This is a genomic window from Jiangella endophytica, from assembly GCF_003427025.1.
GTDB lineage: Bacteria > Actinomycetota > Actinomycetes > Jiangellales > Jiangellaceae > Jiangella > Jiangella endophytica.
The window spans coordinates 270,920-289,616 of sequence record NZ_QVAI01000004.1 but is presented as its reverse complement, the minus strand read 5'-3'; the positions used below and the strand labels follow the sequence as shown (position 1 = coordinate 289,616).

Sequence of the window (18,697 nt, the reverse complement as noted above, 5' to 3'; positions counted from 1 at the left end):
GAACAGAGTGAGGAGACCCGCACCATGGCCACGTTCACCGTCTGGAAGTTCGAGGACCCCACCGCAGCCGACCGCGCCGTCACGCTGCTGGAGTCGTTGCAGAAGCAGGAGCTGATCCAGGTCCACGACGCCGCCACGGTGTCGTGGCCGGCGGACAAGAAGAAGCCGAAGACCCGGCAGCTGTCCAGCATGACCAGAATCGGCGCGCTCGGCGGCGCGTTCTGGGGGCTGCTGTTCGGCCTGCTGTTCTTCGTGCCGCTGCTGGGCGCGGCGGTCGGCGCGGCCGCGGGTGCGATCGGCGGGTCGCTCAGCGACGTCGGGATCGACGACGACTTCATCCGGCAGACCCGCGATAAGGTCACTCCCGGGACGTCCGCACTGTTCGTCCTCACCAGCGGCGCCATCCAGGACAAGGTCCTGCAGGCGTTCGAGGAGTCCGGCCTCAAGCCGGAGCTGGTCCAGTCCAACCTCACGACGGAGCAGGAGGAGAAACTCCGCGATGCCTTCGCCGAGTGACCCGGCCCCATGTTGCGCGGCCGGCCGCGAAACGCATCACCTGCTGGCGGTGCCGTCGGTGACGGCGCCGCCGGCGGCCGCGCCATCCGCCGGCGCCGCCATGGCGACGCTGCCCGGTGGCGTGTTCCTCATGGGCACCGACGCCGGCGACGGCTACCCGGCCGACGGCGAGGGCCCGGTGCGTGAGGTGACGGTCGAGCCGTTCCGCATCGATGTCACCACGGTGACGAACACGGCGTTCGCGGAGTTCATCGAGGACACCGGCTGGGTGACACTGGCGGAGCGGTTCGGCACGTCGTTCGTCTTCGCCGGGTTGCTGCCCGACGACCACCCGCCGACCCGCGGTGTGGCAGCGGCGCCGTGGTGGCGTGAGGTGTACGGCGCCGACTGGCGCCACCCGGAGGGCCCGGCATCGAAGCTCGACGACCGCATGGATCACCCGGTCGTCCACGTGACCTGGCGCGACGCCCGCGCGTACGCGCGCTGGGCGGGCAAACGGCTGCCCACCGAGGAGGAGTGGGAGTACGCCGCCCGCGGCGGCCTCGTGCAGAACCGGTACCCGTGGGGCAACGAGCGCGAGCCCGGCGGCGAGCACCGCATGAACGTCTGGCAGGGCAGCTTCCCGGCCGAGAACACCGCCGCCGACGGCTATGTCGGCACCGCGCCCGCCGACGCGTACCCACCCAACGGCTACGGCCTGCACAACATGACCGGCAACGTGTGGGAGTGGTGCGCGAACTGGTTCGACCAGCACAGCACCGCGCGGGCCGGCGCCAAGGCGATGCGCGGCGGCTCCTACCTCTGTCACGAGAGCTACTGCTTCCGCTACCGCGTCGACGCGCGCAGCTCCAACACGCCCGACAGCTCCGCCGGCAACATCGGCTTCCGCTGCGTCGCGGACGTGTGAATCCCGCCACGGCTGGGACGCGGCGCCCCGCACCGGACATCTCTCTACGTCAACGTTCCGCGTAGAGAGGGAGACCGCCGCGACGACGACCCGCAGGCCGACCTGGTCCGCGCGGCGCTGCGCCGCCTCGACCCGGCCGACCGCGAGGTCATCGAACTGACCAGCTGGGAGGGTCTGACCCCGCTCGAGGCGGCCGCCGTGCTGACGGTGCCGCGCGACGAGGAGATCGTCACCCTGGATGCGTGAGTGCTCGGCTAGCTGGAGCTGAGGACGCCGGACCGCGCGATCGCCCAGATCACGAAGATGTCGATCGCGATGATCAGCAGCGACCAGAACGGGTAGTACGGGATGAAGAAGAAGTTGGCGATCGCGCTCAGTCCGGCGAGCCCGATCGCCACCCCGCCCGCCACCGCGCTGCCGGTGAACAGAAAGAACCCGGCGAGCGCGATGACGATGCCGAGGATCAGGTGCACCCAGCCCCAGGCCGTGGTGTCGAGGTCGAACGTGTAGTTGGGCAGCACGACGAAGAAATTGTCGTCGATGATGGCCGCCAGGCCCTCGAGAGCCTGGAAGATGCCGATGAGGACCATCATCGTGGCGGCGAAGATGACCCCGCCGGTCGCCCAGCCGGATGGCTCGGACCGGGGCGTCTCGGTCGGCGAGGTGCGGAAATCGCTCATGACTCCTCCTGCGAGCTGACGCGGGGAGGTCCCCGGCATCTCACCCTCGCGGCGCGGCGGTGGGCGAGCATCACCCACCAGGGGTGATCCCGCCGGGAAGGGTCCGACCAGCCCACTAGAGTGATCGATATGTCCGGAGAGGAGCCCGCGGAAGAGGTCGACCCCGTCCGGATCCCTCCGCGGCGGCGGAGGAACGACGTCGCGGCCATCCTCTCCGCGCTGGCCGAGGGCTATCTGCGCGATTCGATGATCATCGGCACGGCCACGCTCGCGCTCCTCGTCGGGGTGGCGGGACTGCTCTCCGGCTCGGCCGGCCAGGCGGTCACCGGGGTCGTCGCAGGCGTCGGCGGGGCCGTCCTACTGGTCGCGACGGTCGCCAGGCGCCACTCGATCGGCCGGCAATGGCTCGTGATCGGCGCGGTACTGGCGGTCCAGATCGCGCTGATCGCCGCCTGGACCGCATGACAATACCTACTATATCGATAGGAAATCAACAGCCCGCCCACATGCTGAAATACCGGACCTGACCGGACGTCATGGGGCGGTTGACGCCGAACGGACGGGTCGGCGAAGATCACCGACATGCGAAGCGTGCTGCTGACGAAGCGGGGTCACATCGACCTCATGCGCATCGCCAGCGCCGCCTGTTGACGCGCGCTCCGCAGCCGGGCGTTCCAGCCCACCGGCGGCGCGTCAGTCCCTCCGCAGGCGTCCGGCCCTGCGCGACGACGTCCCCGTGTGGGTGGCTCCACCCCCGTTTCCCCGACCGGAGGTATGCCCACATGCCAAGATCGCTCTCCCGGCGCCTGACGCCGGTCGTGGCGGCCGTGCTGCTCGCGGTGCCGGTGGCCGCGGTGTCCGCCGCTCCCGCGACCGCCGAGCCCGTCACCGCTGTGCCCGTCACCGCCGGGTACCCGCGGCAGAACGCCCTGCCGGTCTGGCCGGACGACCCGGCCGACGCGTCGATCCCGATCGGCGTCACCCCGTACGACGAGATCGCGCCCCGGCTCAACGCGTTGCAGCAGGCCGGCGACCGCGTCTCGGCGCGGGTCGCGGGCCGCTCCAGCGGCGGCCACGACCTGTACGCGGTCGTCGTCACCGCGCCCGAGACGCCGGCCGAGACCGCCCGGCAGGAGGCGTGGAAGCAGTGGCTGGAGGACGAGCCGGAGGCGGCCCGCGCCGATCCGGCGCTGCTGGCGGGCTACAAGACGCCGCTGTTCGTGAACGCGAACATCCACGGCAACGAATGGGAGGGCACCGACGCGGCGCTGCGCGTCATCGAGGAGTACGCCACGAGCACCGACCCGGCTGTCGAGGCGCTGCTGGAGCGGAACCGGCTGGTGTTCAATGTCACATCGAACCCTGACGGCCGCGTGGCCGGCACCCGGCAGAACGCGGCCGGCTACGACCTCAACCGCGACCTCACCATCGTCTCCCAGCCGGAGACCACGCTCATCCGCGAGTTGATCGTCGACACGAAGCCGATCATCACGCTGGACCTGCACGGCTACGTCAACCCGACGCTGCTGCACCCGAGCACCCCGCCGCACAACGTCAACAACGAGTACGACCTGTACATCAAGCACGGTCTGCCCAACGCGCTGAACATCGAGCAGGGACTGCGCGAACTGGGCTACCCCGAGACCCAGCGGGCGCGGATCCCGTTCCGCGACGACGAGCCCGGCGTCTGGGACGACTTCCCGCCGATCTACGTGCCGTCGTTCGCCATGCTGCAGAGCAGCATCCCGTACACGATCGAGGCGCCGCTGAACCCGCGCGGCAACCTCACGCCGGAGGAGCGGGTGCGCCGCTCGGCCATCAACACCGACGTCCACGAGGTCGCGATCAAGACGTCGCTGCAGTACATCCAGGACCACCGCGAGGAGGTCATCCACGACCAGGCCGAGTGGTACCGGCGTGGCTGGGCCGGCGAGCCGCTGCGCGAGATCCCGGACGACTACGTACCCGGCTGGGGCCCGGAGGACCGGTACACGACCGAGTTCCCGCGCTCGTACGTCATCCCGGCGGGGGAGCGGCAGCACTCGGCGCCGGCCGTCGCGCGGCTGATCGACCTGCTGGTGACCAGCGGCGGCCGGGTCACGCAGGCGACGGGCGACTTCACCGCGAACGGCACCCGGTACCCGGCCGGGTCGTACGTCGTCGACCTGCACCAGCCCAAGCGCGGCCTGGTGAACGCGCTGCTCGAGCCCGGCTACGACCTCACCGACCGGGTCGGCGACCTGTACGCGGGACCGGCGGCGTGGAGCCAGGGGCTGACCTGGGGCGCGACCGTCGACACGCTGTGGGACGAGCTCCCGTCCGTGCCGGTCGAGCCGGTGTCCGGCGGTGTCGCCGCTGGGGCGCTGCCGGACGGCGACGTCGACCTGCGGCTGGACCCCCAGGACGCCGCTGATGTGCTGGCGGTGAACGCGCTGCTGGCCGGCGGGGTCGAGGTGACCCGGCTGTCCGACGGCTCGGTCGTGGTGCCGCGGACTGGGCGGGCGGCGGCGGCCGCACAGGCGGCCGAGCACGGCGTCACCTTCACCGCGGCGCCGGACGGCTGGAGCGGTGCTGTGCTGGACGAACTCGTCGTCGGCTACGTCGGCGGCGCCGAGCCGCGCGACACCCTGCAGGCGCTGGGCTTCGAGGCCCGTGCGGTCACGGCGGCGACGCTGGCCCAGACCCTGACCGACGACGTCGACGTGCTGCTGGTCGGCGCGACGCTGAACGTCGGCGCGCTGACCCCGGAGCACCGGGCCGCGCTGGACGCGTTCCTCGCCCGCGGCGGCGGCGTGGTCGGCCTCGGCACGGCCGGCGCCACCGTCAGCAACGCGGCCGGTCTGCTCCCGGTGACGGCGACCGCGGGCGCGAGTCTGGCGAGCGGGGTCGCGAACATCGTCAACGCGGGCGGACCGGTCACCGATGGCGCCATCCCGCACTCGTTCATCGCCCAGCCGGTCTGGTTCACCGGACTCGGCACCGGTGTCGTCGTCGAGCAGTCCTACGCCGACGACCCGCTGCTGGCCGGCTGGTGGGCGTCGAACGAGGCCGGCACGAACGGCCAGGCCGCGGCCGCCGGGCAGGCCAGCATCGTCCGCGGCGTCGTCCCGGCCGGCACCGGCACCGTCCTGTTCGGCACGAACCCGACCTACCGGCTGCATCCGAAGGGCCTGCAGCCGCAGCTGGGCCGGGCCGTCCTCTGGGCGGCGACGGCGGACGCCTGCCCGGCGGGCTACGCACCATCACTGCCGGTGGCCTTCGACGGCGTCGACTCCGGCGTCGCCAACGTCCACCGCGGCGACGACGGCTGCACGATCCTCGACCTGGTCGAGGCCGGCGAGCCGTTCGCGAACCACGGCCAGTTGGTCCGCCACGTGGGCGCGGTGGCGCGCGAGTTCCAGGCCGCTGGCCTGATCACCGCCCGCGAAGCGGCCGCGATCACCCGGGCCGCCGCCGGATCGGCCGGGCTCGGCTAGGTCCGTTCCGCACGCTGGAGGTCTGCCGTCGCTTCCGACGGCAGACCTCCAGCGGCTCGACCGGGACCCCTGCGGCTCAAAACCCAACTAATATGATCGGAACTCTAGGAATATGGTCGACGACGGCATCGTGCTGAACGCGCTGCGCAAGGTGTACCCGTTGCGCAGCGGCGAGGTCATGGCGCTGGACGGCATCGACCTGCGGGTGCAGCGTGGCGCCGTCCACGGCATCGTGGGGGAGTCCGGCGCCGGCAAGTCGACGCTGATCCGCTGCGTCACCGGGCTGGAGCGGCCCACGTCGGGCAGCGTGTGGGTCGACGGCGAGGAGATCAGCGCGGCCGGCGAGCGCGACCTGCGCCGGGCCCGCCGCCGCATCGGCATGGTGTTCCAGCACGTCCACCTGTTCGACGCGCGCACGGCGGCCGACAACGTCGGCTACCCGCTGCGCATCGCGAAGGTCCCGGCCGCGCGCCGGCGCGAACGGGTGGCCGAGCTGCTCGAGCTGGTCGGACTGCAGGGCCGCGGCGACTCCTACCCGGCGCAGCTCTCCGGCGGCCAGCGGCAGCGTGTCGGCATCGCCCGGGCGCTCGCCGCCGACCCGTCGGTGCTGCTCTGCGACGAGCCGACGTCCGCCCTGGACGCGGCGACCACCCGGCAGATCCTGCGGCTGATCCGCGACGTGCGGGACCGCATCGGGCTCACCGTGCTGATCATCACGCACGAGATGTCGGTGGTCCGCGAGGTGTGCGACTCGGTCACGCTGCTCGACCGCGGCCGGGTCGCCGAGCACGGGCCGCTGGCGGAGGTGGCCGGCCGGCCCGGCACCCGGCTGGCCCGTGAGCTCATCCCGCTGCCGCCGCTGCCGGCCGGCGGCGCGGGTGCCGGCGTGGAGGTCGCGTTCGCGGGCGCCGACACCGCGAGCGTGTTCCGGACGATCGGCGGCCTGGGCGACGGCGTCGAGGTCGCGGCCGGCACCGTCGAGACCCTCGGCGGGACCCAAGCGGGCCGGCTGCGCCTGGACGTCCCGGCCGACCGGCGCGACGAGGTGCTGCGCGCTCTGCGCGATGCCGGCCTGCACGCCGAGGGCGGGGAGGCGCGATGAGCTGGCTGACCGAGCTCACGAGCAACCCGGCGATCACCGACCGGCTGCCCGAGGCCGCCGTCGAGACGCTGCTGATGGTCGGCTGGTCGGCGCTGCTCGCGGCGCTCGGCGGGCTGCCACTCGGTCTGTGGCTGCGCTCCAGCGACCCGGGCGGGCTGCGCCCCCACCGCGCCGTGAATGCCGTCCTGTCGCTGGTGGTGAACGTCGGCCGGTCGCTGCCGTTCATCATCCTGGCGATCGCGCTGATCCCGGTCACCCGCTGGCTCACCGGCTCCGCACTGGGCTGGCAGGCGGCGGTGGTGCCGCTCACCGTGGGCGCGATCCCGTTCTACGCCCGGCTGGCCGAGGCCGCCGTCCGGGAGGTGCCGGCCGGCAAGGTCGAGGCGGCCCTGCTGGCCGGCGCGTCGCGGCGGCAGGTGCTGGCCGGAGTGCTGGTCCGCGAGTCGCTGCCGGGACTGGTCTCCGGCTTCACCGTCACGGTGGTCGCACTGGTCTCGTACTCCGCGATGGCCGGCGCGATCGGCGCCGGCGGCCTCGGCTTCCTCGCCATCAGCTACGGCTACAACCGCTTCCAGTGGGACGTGATGATCGTCTGCGTGGTCCTCATCGTGCTGCTGGTCCAACTGCTCCAGACCGTGGGTGACCTGGTCGCCCGCGCACTGGACCACCGCTGAGACAAGAGAGTAGGAGCACCATGCGCACGTCCCTGACCATCGCCGTCCTCGCCACCCTGGCGCTGGCGGCCTGCGGTTCCGCCGACGACGGGGGCGACGGGGGCGACGCCACCGCGCTCGCCGTCGGCGCCAGCATCACCCCGCACGCCGAGATCCTCGAGTTCGTCCGCGACGAGCTGGCCGCCGACGCCGGCCTGGAGCTGGAGATCGTCGAGTACGAGGACTACCTGCTGCCGAACGAGAACCTCGCCGACGGCTCGCTGGATGCCAACTACTTCCAGCACCAGCCGTACTTCGACAGCCAGGTCGCCGACCGCGGCTACGACTTCGGCCACTTCCCGGGTGTGCACATCGAGCCGTACGCGCTGTACTCCGGCCTGGACGGCGACAGCGCGCGGTACGCCTCGACGGACGACCTGCCCGACGGCGCCGTCATCGGCATCACCAACGACCCGTCCAACCAGGCGCGGGCGCTGGACCTGCTGGTCCAGGACGGTCTGATCACGCTGTCCGACACCGGCGACGCCGACCCCACCGTCCTCGACGTCGCGGACAACCCGAAGAACCTCGAGTTCAGCGAGGCCGACCCGGCGTCGCTCGCCCGTGCGCTGGAGGACGTCGACGCCGCGATCATCAACGGCAACTACGCCCTCGAGGCCGAGCTGAGCGCCGCCGAGGACTCGCTGCTGGTGGAGTCGGGTGACGAGAACCCGTACGCGAACTTCGTCGCCTACCGGGCCGAGGACGAGGGTGACGAAGCGCTGGCCACGCTGGACGAACTGCTCCGGTCCGACGAGGTGCGCGCCTTCATCGAGGAGCGCTGGCCGCTGGGTGAGGTGCTGCCGGCGTTCTGACCACGAGGGCGACACGCCCTGCTCGCCGGTTGCCGGCCCCGGACGTGACTCGGGGCCGGCAACCCCCGATGCCAGCCCCGAGCCATCCCCCGCGGGTGCGGCTGTTGTGATCCGCCCCATCACCAGTGCACCGCCGCGAGGGCTGCTTGGGACGGGGCGAAGGTCGCCGTTCGATGGGACCAAGGTCCTGCGCCCACCGGGACTCTCGTCCAGAGGTGACCTCGACATCGCCGCTGCTCGATGCGACACTGAGCCGGGTAGCAGGGGGTTGATCGTGTACGAGTCTGAGCAGCTTCTCCCGAAGGTGCCGCTCGATCGGCTGCTGACGGAGGTACAGGCACGGTTGCAGGCCGTCGTGGAGGCCCGCGACAGCGTGCATTCATTGCTCGAGGCCGTGGTGTCGATCGGGCGTGAGCTGGAGCTCGAGGTCGCCCTGCGGCGCATCGTCGAGGTCGCGATCGACCTCGTCGACTGCCGTTACGGCGCTCTGGGCGTCATCGGCGACGACGGCCAGCTGTCGCAGTTCATCCCGATCGGCGTCTCGCCCGACGAGATCGCCGGCATCGCGGAGTGGCCGCACGGGCGTGGCCTGCTGGGCCTGCTGATCAAGGAGCCGGAGCCGTTGCGGCTGGCGGAGATCTCCGGCCATCCCGAGTCGTACGGGTTCCCGCAGGGGCACCCGCCGATGCACAGCTTCCTGGGCGTCCCGATCCGCGTCCGCGACGCCGTCTTCGGCAACCTGTACCTGACGGAGAAGAACGGCGGCCGCGACTTCGACGAGCAGGACGAGACCGTCGTCAAGGCGCTGGCCACAGCCGCCGGCATCGCCATCGAGAACGCCCGGCTCTACGACGCCAGCCGGCGGCGCGAGACCTGGCTCGACGCGTCCGCCGAGGTGACCCAGACGCTGCTGTCGGGCAGCTCCCTCGAGGAGGCGCTGACGCTGATCGCGTCCCACGCGCGGACCATGTCGACGGCGCGCTCCGCGCTCGTCGTCGCCCCGGACGACGAGACGCCCGGGCTCATGCGGGTGCTGGCCGCCGACGGCGATCACGCCGACATGCTGGACGGCCTGCGGTTCTCCGGCGCCGGCACGCTGTCGGAGTCCGTACTGGAATCGGGCGAGCCGCGCGCCGTCGCCGAGATCCGCCGCGGCGCCGAACCGACGCCGCTGCTGGACCGGCTGCCGGCGGGCCCGGCGCTGTTCGTGCCGCTGGGCGCGCCGCCGCGGGTGCGCGGCGTGCTGGTCCTGGCGAGGCAACGTGGCGAGCCGCCGTTCGCCGCGCCGACGGTGCGCATGCTGCAGGCCTTCGTCAGCCAGGCCGCCGTCGGGCTGGAGCTGGCCGACGCCCGCAAGGAGTCCGAGCGGCACGGGCTGGTCGACGACCGCGAACGGATCGCCCGCGACCTGCACGACGTCGTCGTCCAACGGCTGTTCGCCAGCGCGATGAGCCTCACCGCCGCGGCCCGGCTGATCGACCGGCCCGAGGTCGCGGCGCGGGTCGAGCGCACCGTCGACGACCTCGACGCGACCATCCGGCAGATCCGCTCGACCATCTTCGCGTTGCAGTCGTCCAAGGAGGACCGCACCGACACGCTGCGCGGCCGGCTGGTCGCCGTCGTCCAGTCGGCGCGGGAGCAGCTCGGGTTCGCGCCGGGGCTGCAGCTCATGGGCGAACTGGACAACGCCGTGCCCGACGAGATCGCCGACCAGCTGGTGCCGGTGCTGCAGGAGTCGCTGTCCAACGTCGTCCGGCACGCGAAGGCGTCACGGGTGGGCGCGATCGTCGAGCTGTCCGGCGGCCGGTTGCGGGTCGTCGTGACCGACAACGGGGTCGGGCTGCCGCCGGAACCCCGCCGCAGCGGGCTGGCCAACCTGGCCGAGCGGGCCGGGCGGCTGGGCGGCACGTTCACCGCCGGGCCCGGGCCGGACGGCGGCACCGAGGTGCAGTGGGTGGTCCCGGTCGGCGCTCAGTCCGCCTCGTCCTGACGATCGCGCCCGCTCCACGCCCAGATCAGCTCGACCAGCACGACGCCGGCACCCGCGCAGATCAGCCCGATGATCGTGAACCCGGTGTTGCTCGGGTCGAGCAGGAACAGGTCCTGGGTCAGCGGCAGCACGAACATCAGCGCCGACGACGCCGCCATGACGACGACGAGCGCGATCTTCCACGGCGCATACGGGCGGGCCACGATGGCCAGCACCCACAGCGCGATGATCGTCAGCGTGATCAGCGCCGTGGTGGTGGACTGGGTGCGCTCGGCCTGCGTCGCGTCGGCCCCGCTGTAGGTGAGGAGGTACGAGACGAAGCAGGCCACCCCGATGACGATGCCGGCCGGCACCGACGTGCGCATGACCCGGCCGACGAAGCCGGGCCGGGCGCGCTCGGTGTTCGGCGCCAGCGAGAGCACGAACGCCGGCAGGCCGATGGTGAACCAGCCGGTGATGGTGACGTGGCGCGGGAAGAACGGGTACGGCAGCGGGTCGAAGCCGATCAGGCCGGGCACGCCGACCATGAACGCCAGCAGCACGGAGTACACCGTCTTGGTGAGGAACAGGGTGGCGACCCGCTCGATGTTGCCGATGACGCGGCGGCCCTCGGCGACGACGTGCGGCAGCGTGGCGAACTTGTTGTCGAGCAGCACGATCTGCGCCACCGACCGGGTGGCCGGGCTGCCGGCGCCCATGGCGACGCCGATGTCGGCGTCCTTGAGCGCGAGCACGTCGTTGACGCCGTCGCCGGTCATCGCGACGGTGTGACCGCGCGACTGCAGCGCGCCGACCATGGCCCGCTTCTGGTCCGGCGACACGCGGCCGAAGACGGCGTTGTCGTCGAGCACGTCGGCGAGGGCTTCGCGGTCCTCGGGCAGCGTCCGGGCGTCGACGGTGTGCGTGGCACCGGGCAGTCCGAGCGAGCCGGCCACGGCGCCCACGGAGGCCGCGTTGTCGCCGGAGATGACCTTGACGGTGACCTCCTGCTCGGCGAAGTACGCGAGGGTGTCCTTCGCGTCCGGGCGGACCTTCTGATCGAGCACCAGCAGCGCCGCGGGGGTGACGGCGCCGGGCGCGCCCTCGGCGTCGACCGGCCGGTCGGAGCGGCCCAGCAGCAGCACCCGCAGCCCTTGGGCCGCGGTCCGCTCGGCGTCGTCGCGGGTGGCGTCGCCCGCCGGCAGCAGGACGTCGGGCGCGCCGAGCACCCAGTCGCCGTGGCCGTCGAAGCTGGCGCCGCTCCACTTGCGCGCCGACGAGAACGGCGCCACCCCGGTGACCTGCCAGCCCGGGTCGTCCGAGTGCGCCTCGGCGATGGCCTGCAGGCTGGAGTTCGGCCGCGGGTCGGCGGCGGCGAGCGCGCCGAGCGCCGTGCGCACCGTGGCGGCGTCGGCGTCGAGGTCGCGCACCTCGGCCAGCCGCATGGCGTTCTCGGTCAGCGTGCCGGTCTTGTCGGCGCACACGACGTCGACCCGGGCCAGGCCCTCGATCGCCGGCAGCTCGTTGACCAGGCACTGGCGCCGCCCGAGCCGGACGACACCGACCGCGAAGGCGATGGACAGCATGAGGACCAGGCCCTCGGGCACCATCGGGACGAGCGCCGCGACCATGCCGCGCAGGGCGTCGGGCAGCGCCTGGTCGCCGGCCAACTGGTTGTAGATCGACAGCGCGCCGGCCGGGATCAGCAGGTAGGTGATGAAGCGCAGGATGGTGTTGACGCCGTTGCGCAGGTCGGAGTTGACCAGCGTGAACCGGCTGGCCTCCTCGGCCAGCCGGGCCGCGTACGCCTCGTGGCCCACCTTCGTCGCCCGGTAGGCGCCGTTGCCGGCCACCACGAAGCTGCCCGACATCACCGGGTCGCCCTGGTGCTTCACGACCGGGTCGGACTCGCCGGTGAGCAGCGACTCGTCGACCTCCAGAGCGTCGGCCGCCACGATCTCGCCGTCGACGACGACCTGGTCGCCGGCGCTCATCTCGATGACGTCGTCGGCGACCACCTCGTTCGGGGCCAACTCGACGGCGACGCCGTCGCGGCGCACCCGCGGCCGGGCCTGCCCGACGATGGTGAGGCGGTCGAGCGTGCGCTTGGCCCGCAGTTCCTGCACGATGCCGACGACGCTGTTCGCGACGATCATCGCGCCGAAGAGGCCGTCGAGGATCGACCCGGTGGTGAGCACGATCGCGAACAGCACCGCGAGGATGGCGTTGATGCGGGTGAAGACGTTGCCGCGGACGATCTCCCACGTGCCCCGGCTGGCCCGGGCGGGGACGTCGTTGGTCTGCCCGGCGGCGATGCGGGCGGCCACCTCCGCCGTCGTGAGGCCGCGTCCGATGTCGGCCGGCAGCGTCATCCGGTCGGAGGTCATGTGACGACCCTAGCGGCGCGGCTAGCCGGCCGGATGGTCTTTCGCCTCGGCCTTGAGCTGGGCCGACAGCGCTGCGGCCTGGGTGCGGCGGCTCATGTCGAGTTTGGCGAGCAGATTGGAGACGTAGTTCTTGATGGTCTTCTCGGCGAGGAACATGCGCTCGCCGATCTGCCGGTTCGTCAGGCCCTCGCCGATGAGGTCGAGGATGCGCCGTTCCTGGTCGGTGAGCGCGGCCAGCGGGTCGGCCCGAGTGGCGCGGTCGCGCAGCCGGGCGAGCATGCGGGCGGTGCTCTCGGGGTCGAGCAGCGACTTGCCCTCGGCCAGCGCCCGGACGGCGCCGATGAGGTCGGTGCCGTGCACCTGCTTGAGCACGTAGCCGGCCGCGCCGGCCATGACGGCGTCGAAGAGCGCGTCGTCGTCGGCGAAGGAGGTGAACATGAGGCACTGCAGGTGGGGGAGACGCGAGCGCATCTCGCGGCACACGGTGACGCCGTCGCCGTCGGGGAGCCGGACGTCGAGGATGGCGACGTCGGGCTGGAGGGCGGGGATGCGCGCCATGGCCTGGTCGGCGGTACCGGCCTCGCCGACCACCTCGATGTCGGGTTCCGTCTCGAGCAGAGCGGACACGCCGCGCCGAACCACCTCGTGGTCGTCGAGCAGGAACACGCGGACGACACGATCGGTGCTCACACGAACGACGGTACCCCAGCCAGCGGGGGGCGTCATAGGACCTTCGTCCCTTCCGGAACGGGCCGGTTCGGAGGACCGTGGGACAGGTGCATCCCTCGACACCGGCCGACCCGGCTGGCGCGGACCCGCTGGACCGGCGGGCCTGTTACGCGCTGCTGGCGCGCGCCCCGATCGGCCGCCTGGTCTTCACCGAGGGTGCGCTGCCGGCGGTCGAGCCGGTGCACTTCGAGCTCGACGGCGAGGACGTCGTCGTGCGGCTCGGCCCGTCGCCCGCGCTGCCGCCGGCCGACCGGCTGGGCGTCGTCGCGTTCCAGGCCGACGAGTACGACCCGGTCAGCCGTTCCGGCTGGTGCGTGGTCGCCATCGGGCGGTCCAGTGCGGACGGGCACGGCCTGCGGATTCGGCCGGAGATCGTCCGCGGCCGGCGCATCGGCCCGCTGCTGGCGCCGGCCGCCCGGGCGGACAGAGCGGCCGGCTGACCCGTCGCCCGCCGGCCGGCCGCGATGAAGACGCGATGAAGACGGACTGAAGCAGCCCGCTCCTACCGTCGGTCCGAGCCGGTGTGGTGCCGGCGCGGAGGGACGAATGGCCGGCTGGCGCGAGGTGTTCGGCGTTGCCGAGTTCCGTGTGCTCTGGCTGGCCCAGACCCAGTCACGCGTCGGCGACCAGCTGGCCCGGGTCGCGCTGGCGCTGCTGGTGTACGAGCGGACCGCCTCGGCCGGGCTGACGGCAGTGATCTACGCGCTCACCCTGCTGCCGCCGCTGGTGACGGCGCCGTTGCTGGCCGGGCTGGCGGACCGGTATCCGCGCCGGACGGTGATGGTGACGGTCGATGTCGCAAGGGCGGCGTTCGCCGGGCTGATGGCGATCCCCGGGATGCCGCTGCCGCTGCTCGCGGCGCTGGTGGTCGCGATGACGTGCCTGCAGCCGCTGTTCGCCGCCGGCCGTACCGCGACCCTGCCGGCCGTGCTGACCGGCGACCGGTTCGCCGTCGGGCTGGGCATCATGACGGCGACCGACGGGCTGGCCCAGATCGCCGGCTTCACCGTCGGCGGCCTGGTGGTCATGTGGGCGGGCGGGCCGCACGTCGCGCTCGGCGCCAACGCCGTCACGTTCCTGCTGTCGGCGGCGCTGCTGCGGTGGGGGCTGCGGCCGCACCGGCCCGGCGGGGACGCCGCGCGGCGGCCGTCCGGCTTCGCGCTGGCCGGCGTGCGCCTGGTGGTCGGTGACCGGAGGCTGCTCGGGCTGGTGTCGCTGATCTGGCTGTTCGGCCTCTTCCTGGGCCCGGAGGCCGTCGCGGCGCCGTACGCCGACCAGATCGGCGCCGGAGCGGCCGCCGTGGGGCTGCTGATGGCGGCCGACGTCGCGGGCTCGGTGGTCGGCGCCGCCCTGGTGACCCGGGTGCGGCGGGTGTGGCGGGACCGGCTGACGGCGCCGCTCGCCGTCGCGACCGGGCTTCCACTGGTGGCGACGGTCGCCGGCCCGCCGCTGCCGGTGACGGTGGCGTTGTGGGCGCTGTCCGGGCTGCTCGCGACCTACATGGTGCTGGCGCAGGTGGCGTTCACCGAAGAGCTGGCCGACGAGATGCGCGGGCGCGCCATCGGCTTCGCGTCGGCCGGTCTGCAGTCGGCGCAGGGCATCGGCGTCCTGCTGGCTGGCGGGCTGGCGGAACTGCTGCCGCCGTCGGTGGCCGTCGCCGCGTGCGCGGCCACCGGTTCGCTGGGCGCGGTGCTGGTCTGGGCGGCGTTGCTGCGCGGCCGCGACCAGCCCGGCCCGGCCGTCCATCGAGCAGAGGAGAGGAGGAGCCATGCGCGATCGTGACCTGAACCGCAGCTGGGACTGGGAGCACTGACCCCCAGGTCGCGCCCCGGGCGGCGTCGCGCCCGGGGCGCGCTCACGCCTCGTGGGCCAGGCCGGTGAACGGGATCGGGCAGTCCGGGCTGCCGGCGCAGTCACGCAGGTCGTGGCAGCCGGCGTCGACGGCCGCGCGGAGCGTGTCGCGGATGGCGGCGAGGTCGGCGATCCGCGCGTCGATCTCGGCGATCTTCGCCGTGGCGCGCTCGCGCAGGTCGGCGTCGGAACGGGCGTGTCCACGGCCGGTGTCGACCAGCTCGGCGACCTCGTCCAGTGTGAAGCCGAGCCGCTGGGCGGCCTTGATGATGCGGACCGTGGTGACGGCACCGTCCGGGTAGACGCGGTGGCCGCCGAGCGTGCGGTCCGGCGCCGTGAGCAGCCCGCGTCGCTCGTAGTAGCGCAGCGTCTGCAGGTTGACGCCGGCCGCGGCGGCCAGCTCGCCGCTGCGCAACGTCATCGGGCCAGCCGCGCCAGGCCGTCGAGCACCGCCGCCCGCGCCGGCGGCACGTCCACCGTCAGCACGCCGCCGTCACCGAAGGTGAAGGTGAAGAACGCGCAGCAGGCGGACTCGCGGACGGCGAGGTCGCGGGCCGTGGCGAGGACGGCGGGGTCGTCGTCGAGCCTGAGCCGCAGCCGGGTCGGCGAGACACGCCGCGGTTCGCGGGCGGAGCGGGCGAACAGGCCGGCGAACTCGGCCAGGCGCAGTGGGCGGTCGGCCGTGGGCAGGGTGCACGATGGTGGGAGGAACGAGGCGTCGATGTCCATGCCCCGACGGTAAACCCGTACCTGGGTACCGATTGCAAGTCCTCGCGGAGGTGGGCCGTGGCCGGCTGGTGGCAGGCGATCCTGGTCGCGGCCGGGGTGGTGGTCCTCACCTGGCTGGTGTTGCTCCTCCTCGCCCGGCGACTGCCCCCGGGCCTGGCCAAGGATCTCGCCGGGTTCCTGCCCGACTGCGTCACCGCCGCCCGCCGCCTGCGCCACGACCCACGGGTGCCGCGGCGCGCGAAGGTGGCGGTGCTGGTCGCGATGCTGTGGGTGCTCTCGCCGATCGACCTCGTCCCGGAGTTCCTGCCGGTCATCGGCCCGCTCGACGACGTCGTCGTGGTCGCGCTGGTGCTGCGCTACGCCGCGAGGAGCGTGCCGTCCGAGGCGCTGTTCGAGGCCTGGCCCGGCAATCCGGACCTGCTGCGCCGGCTCCTCGGCGTCCGCTGACCCTGCGTGGGTGGTTGAGGACGCCCGTCCCCACCCACCCACGGTCAGGTGAGGCGGGATGGGGTCGTCATGACGCGCGGGCCGTCCAGCACCCGCGGCGCGCCCGTGAGCTCCAGCTCGGCGCCGACCGGCAGCGTCTCGCTGGACGGCCCCGCGGCCAGCGTGAACGTGCCGGGCTCGACGACGCGCCGCAGGTCCAGGCCGGGGAACGAGGTGCGGTCGGCGTGGACCGTGAACGTGACGCGGCGCGTCTCGCCCACGGCCACCGGTACCCGCCGGTAGCCGATCAGCTCGCGCACCGGCCGGACGGTCTGGGCGACGTGGTCGGTGAGGTAGAGCTGCACCACCTCGTCCGCCGGGCGGTCGCCGGTGTTGCGCACCGTCACCGTCACCTCCACCTGCCCGTCCGCCGGTATCGACGGCGCGTCGAGCAGCAGCGACTCGTAGGTCACCGTCGTGTAGGACAGTCCGTGCCCGAACGGGTAGAGCGGCGCCGGGTCGAGGTTGGAGATGCCGTCCGTGCGCTGGTCGAGCGGAGCAGCACGGTAGGTCGGCAGCGCGCCGGACGCCGTGCGCGGGACGGCGACCGGGAGCCGGCCGCTCGGGTCCACCCGCCCGGACAGCACCCCGGCGATCGCGGCGCCGCCCTCCTCGCCCGGGAAGAACGCCTGGACGACGGCCGCGCATCGGGGCGCGAGGTCGCCGAGCGCGTACGGCCGCCCGGACACCACGACCAGCACGACCGGCGTCCCGGTGTCCAGCACCGCCGCGACGAGCTCGGCCTGCACACCCGGCAGGGTGAGGTCCGGCGCGTCGCAGCCCTCGCCGGACGTGCCGCGGCCGAACAGCCCGGCAAGGTCGCCGACCGTGACGATCGCGACGTCCGACTCTGCCGCCAGCGCCACCGCCGCGGCGACGCCGGACCGGTCGTCGCCGGTGATCGCCGCACCCGTCGCGTGCGTCACGGTCGCGTCCGCCAGTTCCACGCGCAGCGCCTCGAGCAGCGTTGGCACCGCCACGCCGAGGTCGTCGCCGCCGTGCTTGGCCAGGACGTGGTTCGGGAAGGAGTAGCAGCCGAGGAACGTGCGCGGTTCGACGGCCGTGGTGCCGACGACGGCGACCCGGCTCGCGGCGGGCGCGAGCGGGAGGGTCCCGTCGTTGGCCAGCAGCACGACCGACCGCTCGGCCAGCCGGCGGGCCAGCGCGCGGTTGGCGGGGGAGTCCAGGTCGACGCCGTCATCGGCGCGTGGCGCCCAGTCCGGGTCGAGCAGGCCGAGCCGGCCCTTCTGCAGCAGCACCCGGCGAGCCGCGGCGTCCAGGACGACTGCGCCCTCCCGGACCCGCGCCGCGAGACCGGCGAAGCCGACGGTCTCCGGCAGCTCGACGTCCACCCCGGCCGCCAGCGCGAGCAGGCCGGCGCCGTCGTCGTCGGCCGTGATCCGGTGCATGCGCCGCAGGAACGGGACCGCCCAGTAGTCCGACACGATCGTCCCGTCGAACCCCCACTGCTCGCGCAGCAGCGACGTCAGCAACGCGTGGCTGGCGGTGGGCGGGACGCCGTCGACGGCCGCGTAGGACGGCATCACCGAGCCGGCGCCGGCCTCGCGGATCGCCAGCTCGAACGGCGGCAGCAGCAGCTCGGCCAGTTCCCGGGCGCCCATCGCGACCGGCCCGTGGTTGCGCGCCGACCGCGACGCGGAGTAGCCGGCGAAGTGCTTCAGCGTCGCCACCAGCCCGGTCGACTGCAGGCCGCGCACGTACGCCGCCGCCACCGTCGCCACCAGGTAGGGGTCCTCGCCGATCGACTCCTCGACCCGGCCCCACCGGTAGTCGCGGACGACGTCGAGCACCGGCGACAGCCCCTGGTCGATGCCGACGGCGCGCAGGTCGCGGCCGATCGCCGTGGCCAGCTCCTCGACGAGGCCGGGGTCGAACGCGGCGCCCCACGCGAGCGGCGTCGGGTAGACGGTGGCGCCGTACGCCGTGAACCCGGTCAGGCACTCCTCGTGCGCGATAGCCGGGATACCGAACCGCGACGCCCGCACCACCCGGGCCTGCCGGGCGCGCAGGTCCGCGACACCGTCGGGCACCGAGACCGGCACCGTCCCGAACACCCGGGTGAGGTGGCCCAGGCCGTGCTCGATCGCCGCCTCGAACGAGGCCGGCCCGGTCATGTCGCTCTCCATCGGCGCGACGTCGCCGCCGGGGTCGTCCGCCGGCCGGTGCCAGTAGCTGCCCAGCTGCCCGGCCTTCTCCTCCGGCGTCATGGCGGCCAGCAACGCGTCGACCCGCTCGGCGAGCGGCCGGCCGGTGTCGTGCCAGGGCCCGGAGTGCGGGCCGGCCCAGGTGTCAGCAGTCATCGAGGTCCTTCGCTGT

18 protein-coding genes are annotated in these 18,697 nt (G+C 73.2%); 12 read left to right on the top strand and 6 right to left on the bottom strand.

Annotated features, from left to right (window positions below; translation table 11 throughout):
* Nucleotides 1–24 precede the first annotated feature (24 nt).
* Nucleotides 25–516: a DUF1269 domain-containing protein gene (locus DZA62_RS10770; RefSeq protein WP_116948878.1), complete on the top strand. Its 492-nt coding sequence runs from the start codon at nucleotides 25–27 to the stop codon at nucleotides 514–516.
* On the top strand, nucleotides 500–1,423 hold the full coding sequence (locus DZA62_RS10765; protein ID WP_116948877.1) for a formylglycine-generating enzyme family protein: 924 nt from the start codon (nucleotides 500–502) through the stop codon (nucleotides 1,421–1,423). Before DZA62_RS10770 ends, DZA62_RS10765 begins: the two co-directional genes overlap by 17 nt.
* Before the next feature lie 254 nt (nucleotides 1,424–1,677).
* On the opposite strand, the gene DZA62_RS10760 is transcribed toward DZA62_RS10765, so the two are convergent.
* Nucleotides 1,678–2,103: a DUF7144 family membrane protein gene (locus tag DZA62_RS10760; RefSeq protein ID WP_116948876.1), complete on the bottom strand. Its 426-nt coding sequence runs from the start codon at nucleotides 2,101–2,103 to the stop codon at nucleotides 1,678–1,680.
* Between the two features lie 129 nt (nucleotides 2,104–2,232).
* On the opposite strand from DZA62_RS10760, the gene DZA62_RS10755 reads away from it, so the two are divergent.
* The 7 genes from DZA62_RS10755 to DZA62_RS10730 all read left to right on the top strand — a co-directional run bounded on the left by DZA62_RS10755 (nucleotide 2,233) and on the right by DZA62_RS10730 (nucleotide 10,199).
* Complete coding sequence (locus DZA62_RS10755; protein ID WP_116948875.1) at nucleotides 2,233–2,568, top strand: hypothetical protein; 336 nt, start codon at nucleotides 2,233–2,235, stop codon at nucleotides 2,566–2,568.
* A gap of 117 nt (nucleotides 2,569–2,685) precedes the next feature.
* Nucleotides 2,686–2,754, top strand: coding sequence for a putative leader peptide (locus DZA62_RS37545; protein WP_408618607.1), 69 nt, complete (start codon nucleotides 2,686–2,688; stop codon nucleotides 2,752–2,754).
* A 131-nt stretch (nucleotides 2,755–2,885) separates the two neighbouring features.
* Nucleotides 2,886–5,579: a M14 family zinc carboxypeptidase gene (locus tag DZA62_RS10750; RefSeq protein WP_116948874.1), complete on the top strand. Its 2,694-nt coding sequence runs from the start codon at nucleotides 2,886–2,888 to the stop codon at nucleotides 5,577–5,579.
* A 112-nt stretch (nucleotides 5,580–5,691) separates the two neighbouring features.
* Nucleotides 5,692–6,681 (top strand): methionine ABC transporter ATP-binding protein, encoded by a 990-nt coding sequence (locus tag DZA62_RS10745; protein ID WP_116948873.1) that lies wholly within the window; start codon nucleotides 5,692–5,694, stop codon nucleotides 6,679–6,681.
* On the top strand, nucleotides 6,678–7,355 hold the full coding sequence (locus DZA62_RS10740; protein WP_116948872.1) for a methionine ABC transporter permease: 678 nt from the start codon (nucleotides 6,678–6,680) through the stop codon (nucleotides 7,353–7,355). The genes DZA62_RS10745 and DZA62_RS10740 overlap by 4 nt, the downstream gene beginning before the upstream one ends.
* A gap of 20 nt (nucleotides 7,356–7,375) precedes the next feature.
* Nucleotides 7,376–8,209: a MetQ/NlpA family ABC transporter substrate-binding protein gene (locus tag DZA62_RS10735; protein ID WP_116948871.1), complete on the top strand. Its 834-nt coding sequence runs from the start codon at nucleotides 7,376–7,378 to the stop codon at nucleotides 8,207–8,209.
* Nucleotides 8,210–8,483: 274 nt separating this feature from the next.
* Nucleotides 8,484–10,199 (top strand): sensor histidine kinase, encoded by a 1,716-nt coding sequence (locus DZA62_RS10730; protein WP_198663627.1) that lies wholly within the window; start codon nucleotides 8,484–8,486, stop codon nucleotides 10,197–10,199.
* Here the strand turns inward: DZA62_RS10730 and DZA62_RS10725 are convergent.
* Nucleotides 10,181–12,565, bottom strand: coding sequence for an HAD-IC family P-type ATPase (locus DZA62_RS10725; protein ID WP_116948869.1), 2,385 nt, complete (start codon nucleotides 12,563–12,565; stop codon nucleotides 10,181–10,183). The two genes, DZA62_RS10730 and DZA62_RS10725, sit on opposite strands and share 19 nt — an antisense overlap.
* A 21-nt stretch (nucleotides 12,566–12,586) precedes the next feature.
* A complete protein-coding gene (locus DZA62_RS10720) occupies nucleotides 12,587–13,255 on the bottom strand; it encodes a response regulator (protein ID WP_232827353.1) in 669 nt (222 codons plus the stop codon).
* An 86-nt stretch (nucleotides 13,256–13,341) separates the two neighbouring features.
* Between DZA62_RS10720 and DZA62_RS10715 the strand changes: the two genes are divergently transcribed.
* On the top strand, nucleotides 13,342–13,734 hold the full coding sequence (locus DZA62_RS10715; RefSeq protein ID WP_116948867.1) for a pyridoxamine 5'-phosphate oxidase family protein: 393 nt from the start codon (nucleotides 13,342–13,344) through the stop codon (nucleotides 13,732–13,734).
* 106 nt (nucleotides 13,735–13,840) lie between these two features.
* On the top strand, nucleotides 13,841–15,076 hold the full coding sequence (locus DZA62_RS10710) for an MFS transporter (protein ID WP_116948866.1): 1,236 nt from the start codon (nucleotides 13,841–13,843) through the stop codon (nucleotides 15,074–15,076).
* A 73-nt stretch (nucleotides 15,077–15,149) separates the two neighbouring features.
* Here the strand turns inward: DZA62_RS10710 and DZA62_RS10705 are convergent, their stop codons facing one another.
* Together DZA62_RS10705 and DZA62_RS10700 are read right to left on the bottom strand one after the other, a co-directional pair.
* Complete coding sequence (locus tag DZA62_RS10705) at nucleotides 15,150–15,566, bottom strand: MerR family DNA-binding protein (protein ID WP_116948865.1); 417 nt, start codon at nucleotides 15,564–15,566, stop codon at nucleotides 15,150–15,152.
* Nucleotides 15,563–15,874 (bottom strand): hypothetical protein, encoded by a 312-nt coding sequence (locus tag DZA62_RS10700; protein ID WP_116948864.1) that lies wholly within the window; start codon nucleotides 15,872–15,874, stop codon nucleotides 15,563–15,565. The genes DZA62_RS10705 and DZA62_RS10700 overlap by 4 nt, the downstream gene beginning before the upstream one ends.
* Before the next feature lie 57 nt (nucleotides 15,875–15,931).
* On the opposite strand from DZA62_RS10700, the gene DZA62_RS10695 reads away from it, so the two are divergent.
* Complete coding sequence (locus DZA62_RS10695) at nucleotides 15,932–16,321, top strand: YkvA family protein (RefSeq protein ID WP_116948863.1); 390 nt, start codon at nucleotides 15,932–15,934, stop codon at nucleotides 16,319–16,321.
* Nucleotides 16,322–16,365: 44 nt separating this feature from the next.
* Here DZA62_RS10695 and DZA62_RS10690 read toward each other — a convergent pair whose 3' ends face one another.
* The gene (locus tag DZA62_RS10690) at nucleotides 16,366–18,681 is read right to left on the bottom strand and encodes a glycoside hydrolase family 3 N-terminal domain-containing protein (RefSeq protein WP_116948862.1); all 2,316 of its coding nucleotides are present in this window, start codon (nucleotides 18,679–18,681) and stop codon (nucleotides 16,366–16,368) included.
* Nucleotides 18,682–18,697: the final 16 nt, after the last annotated feature.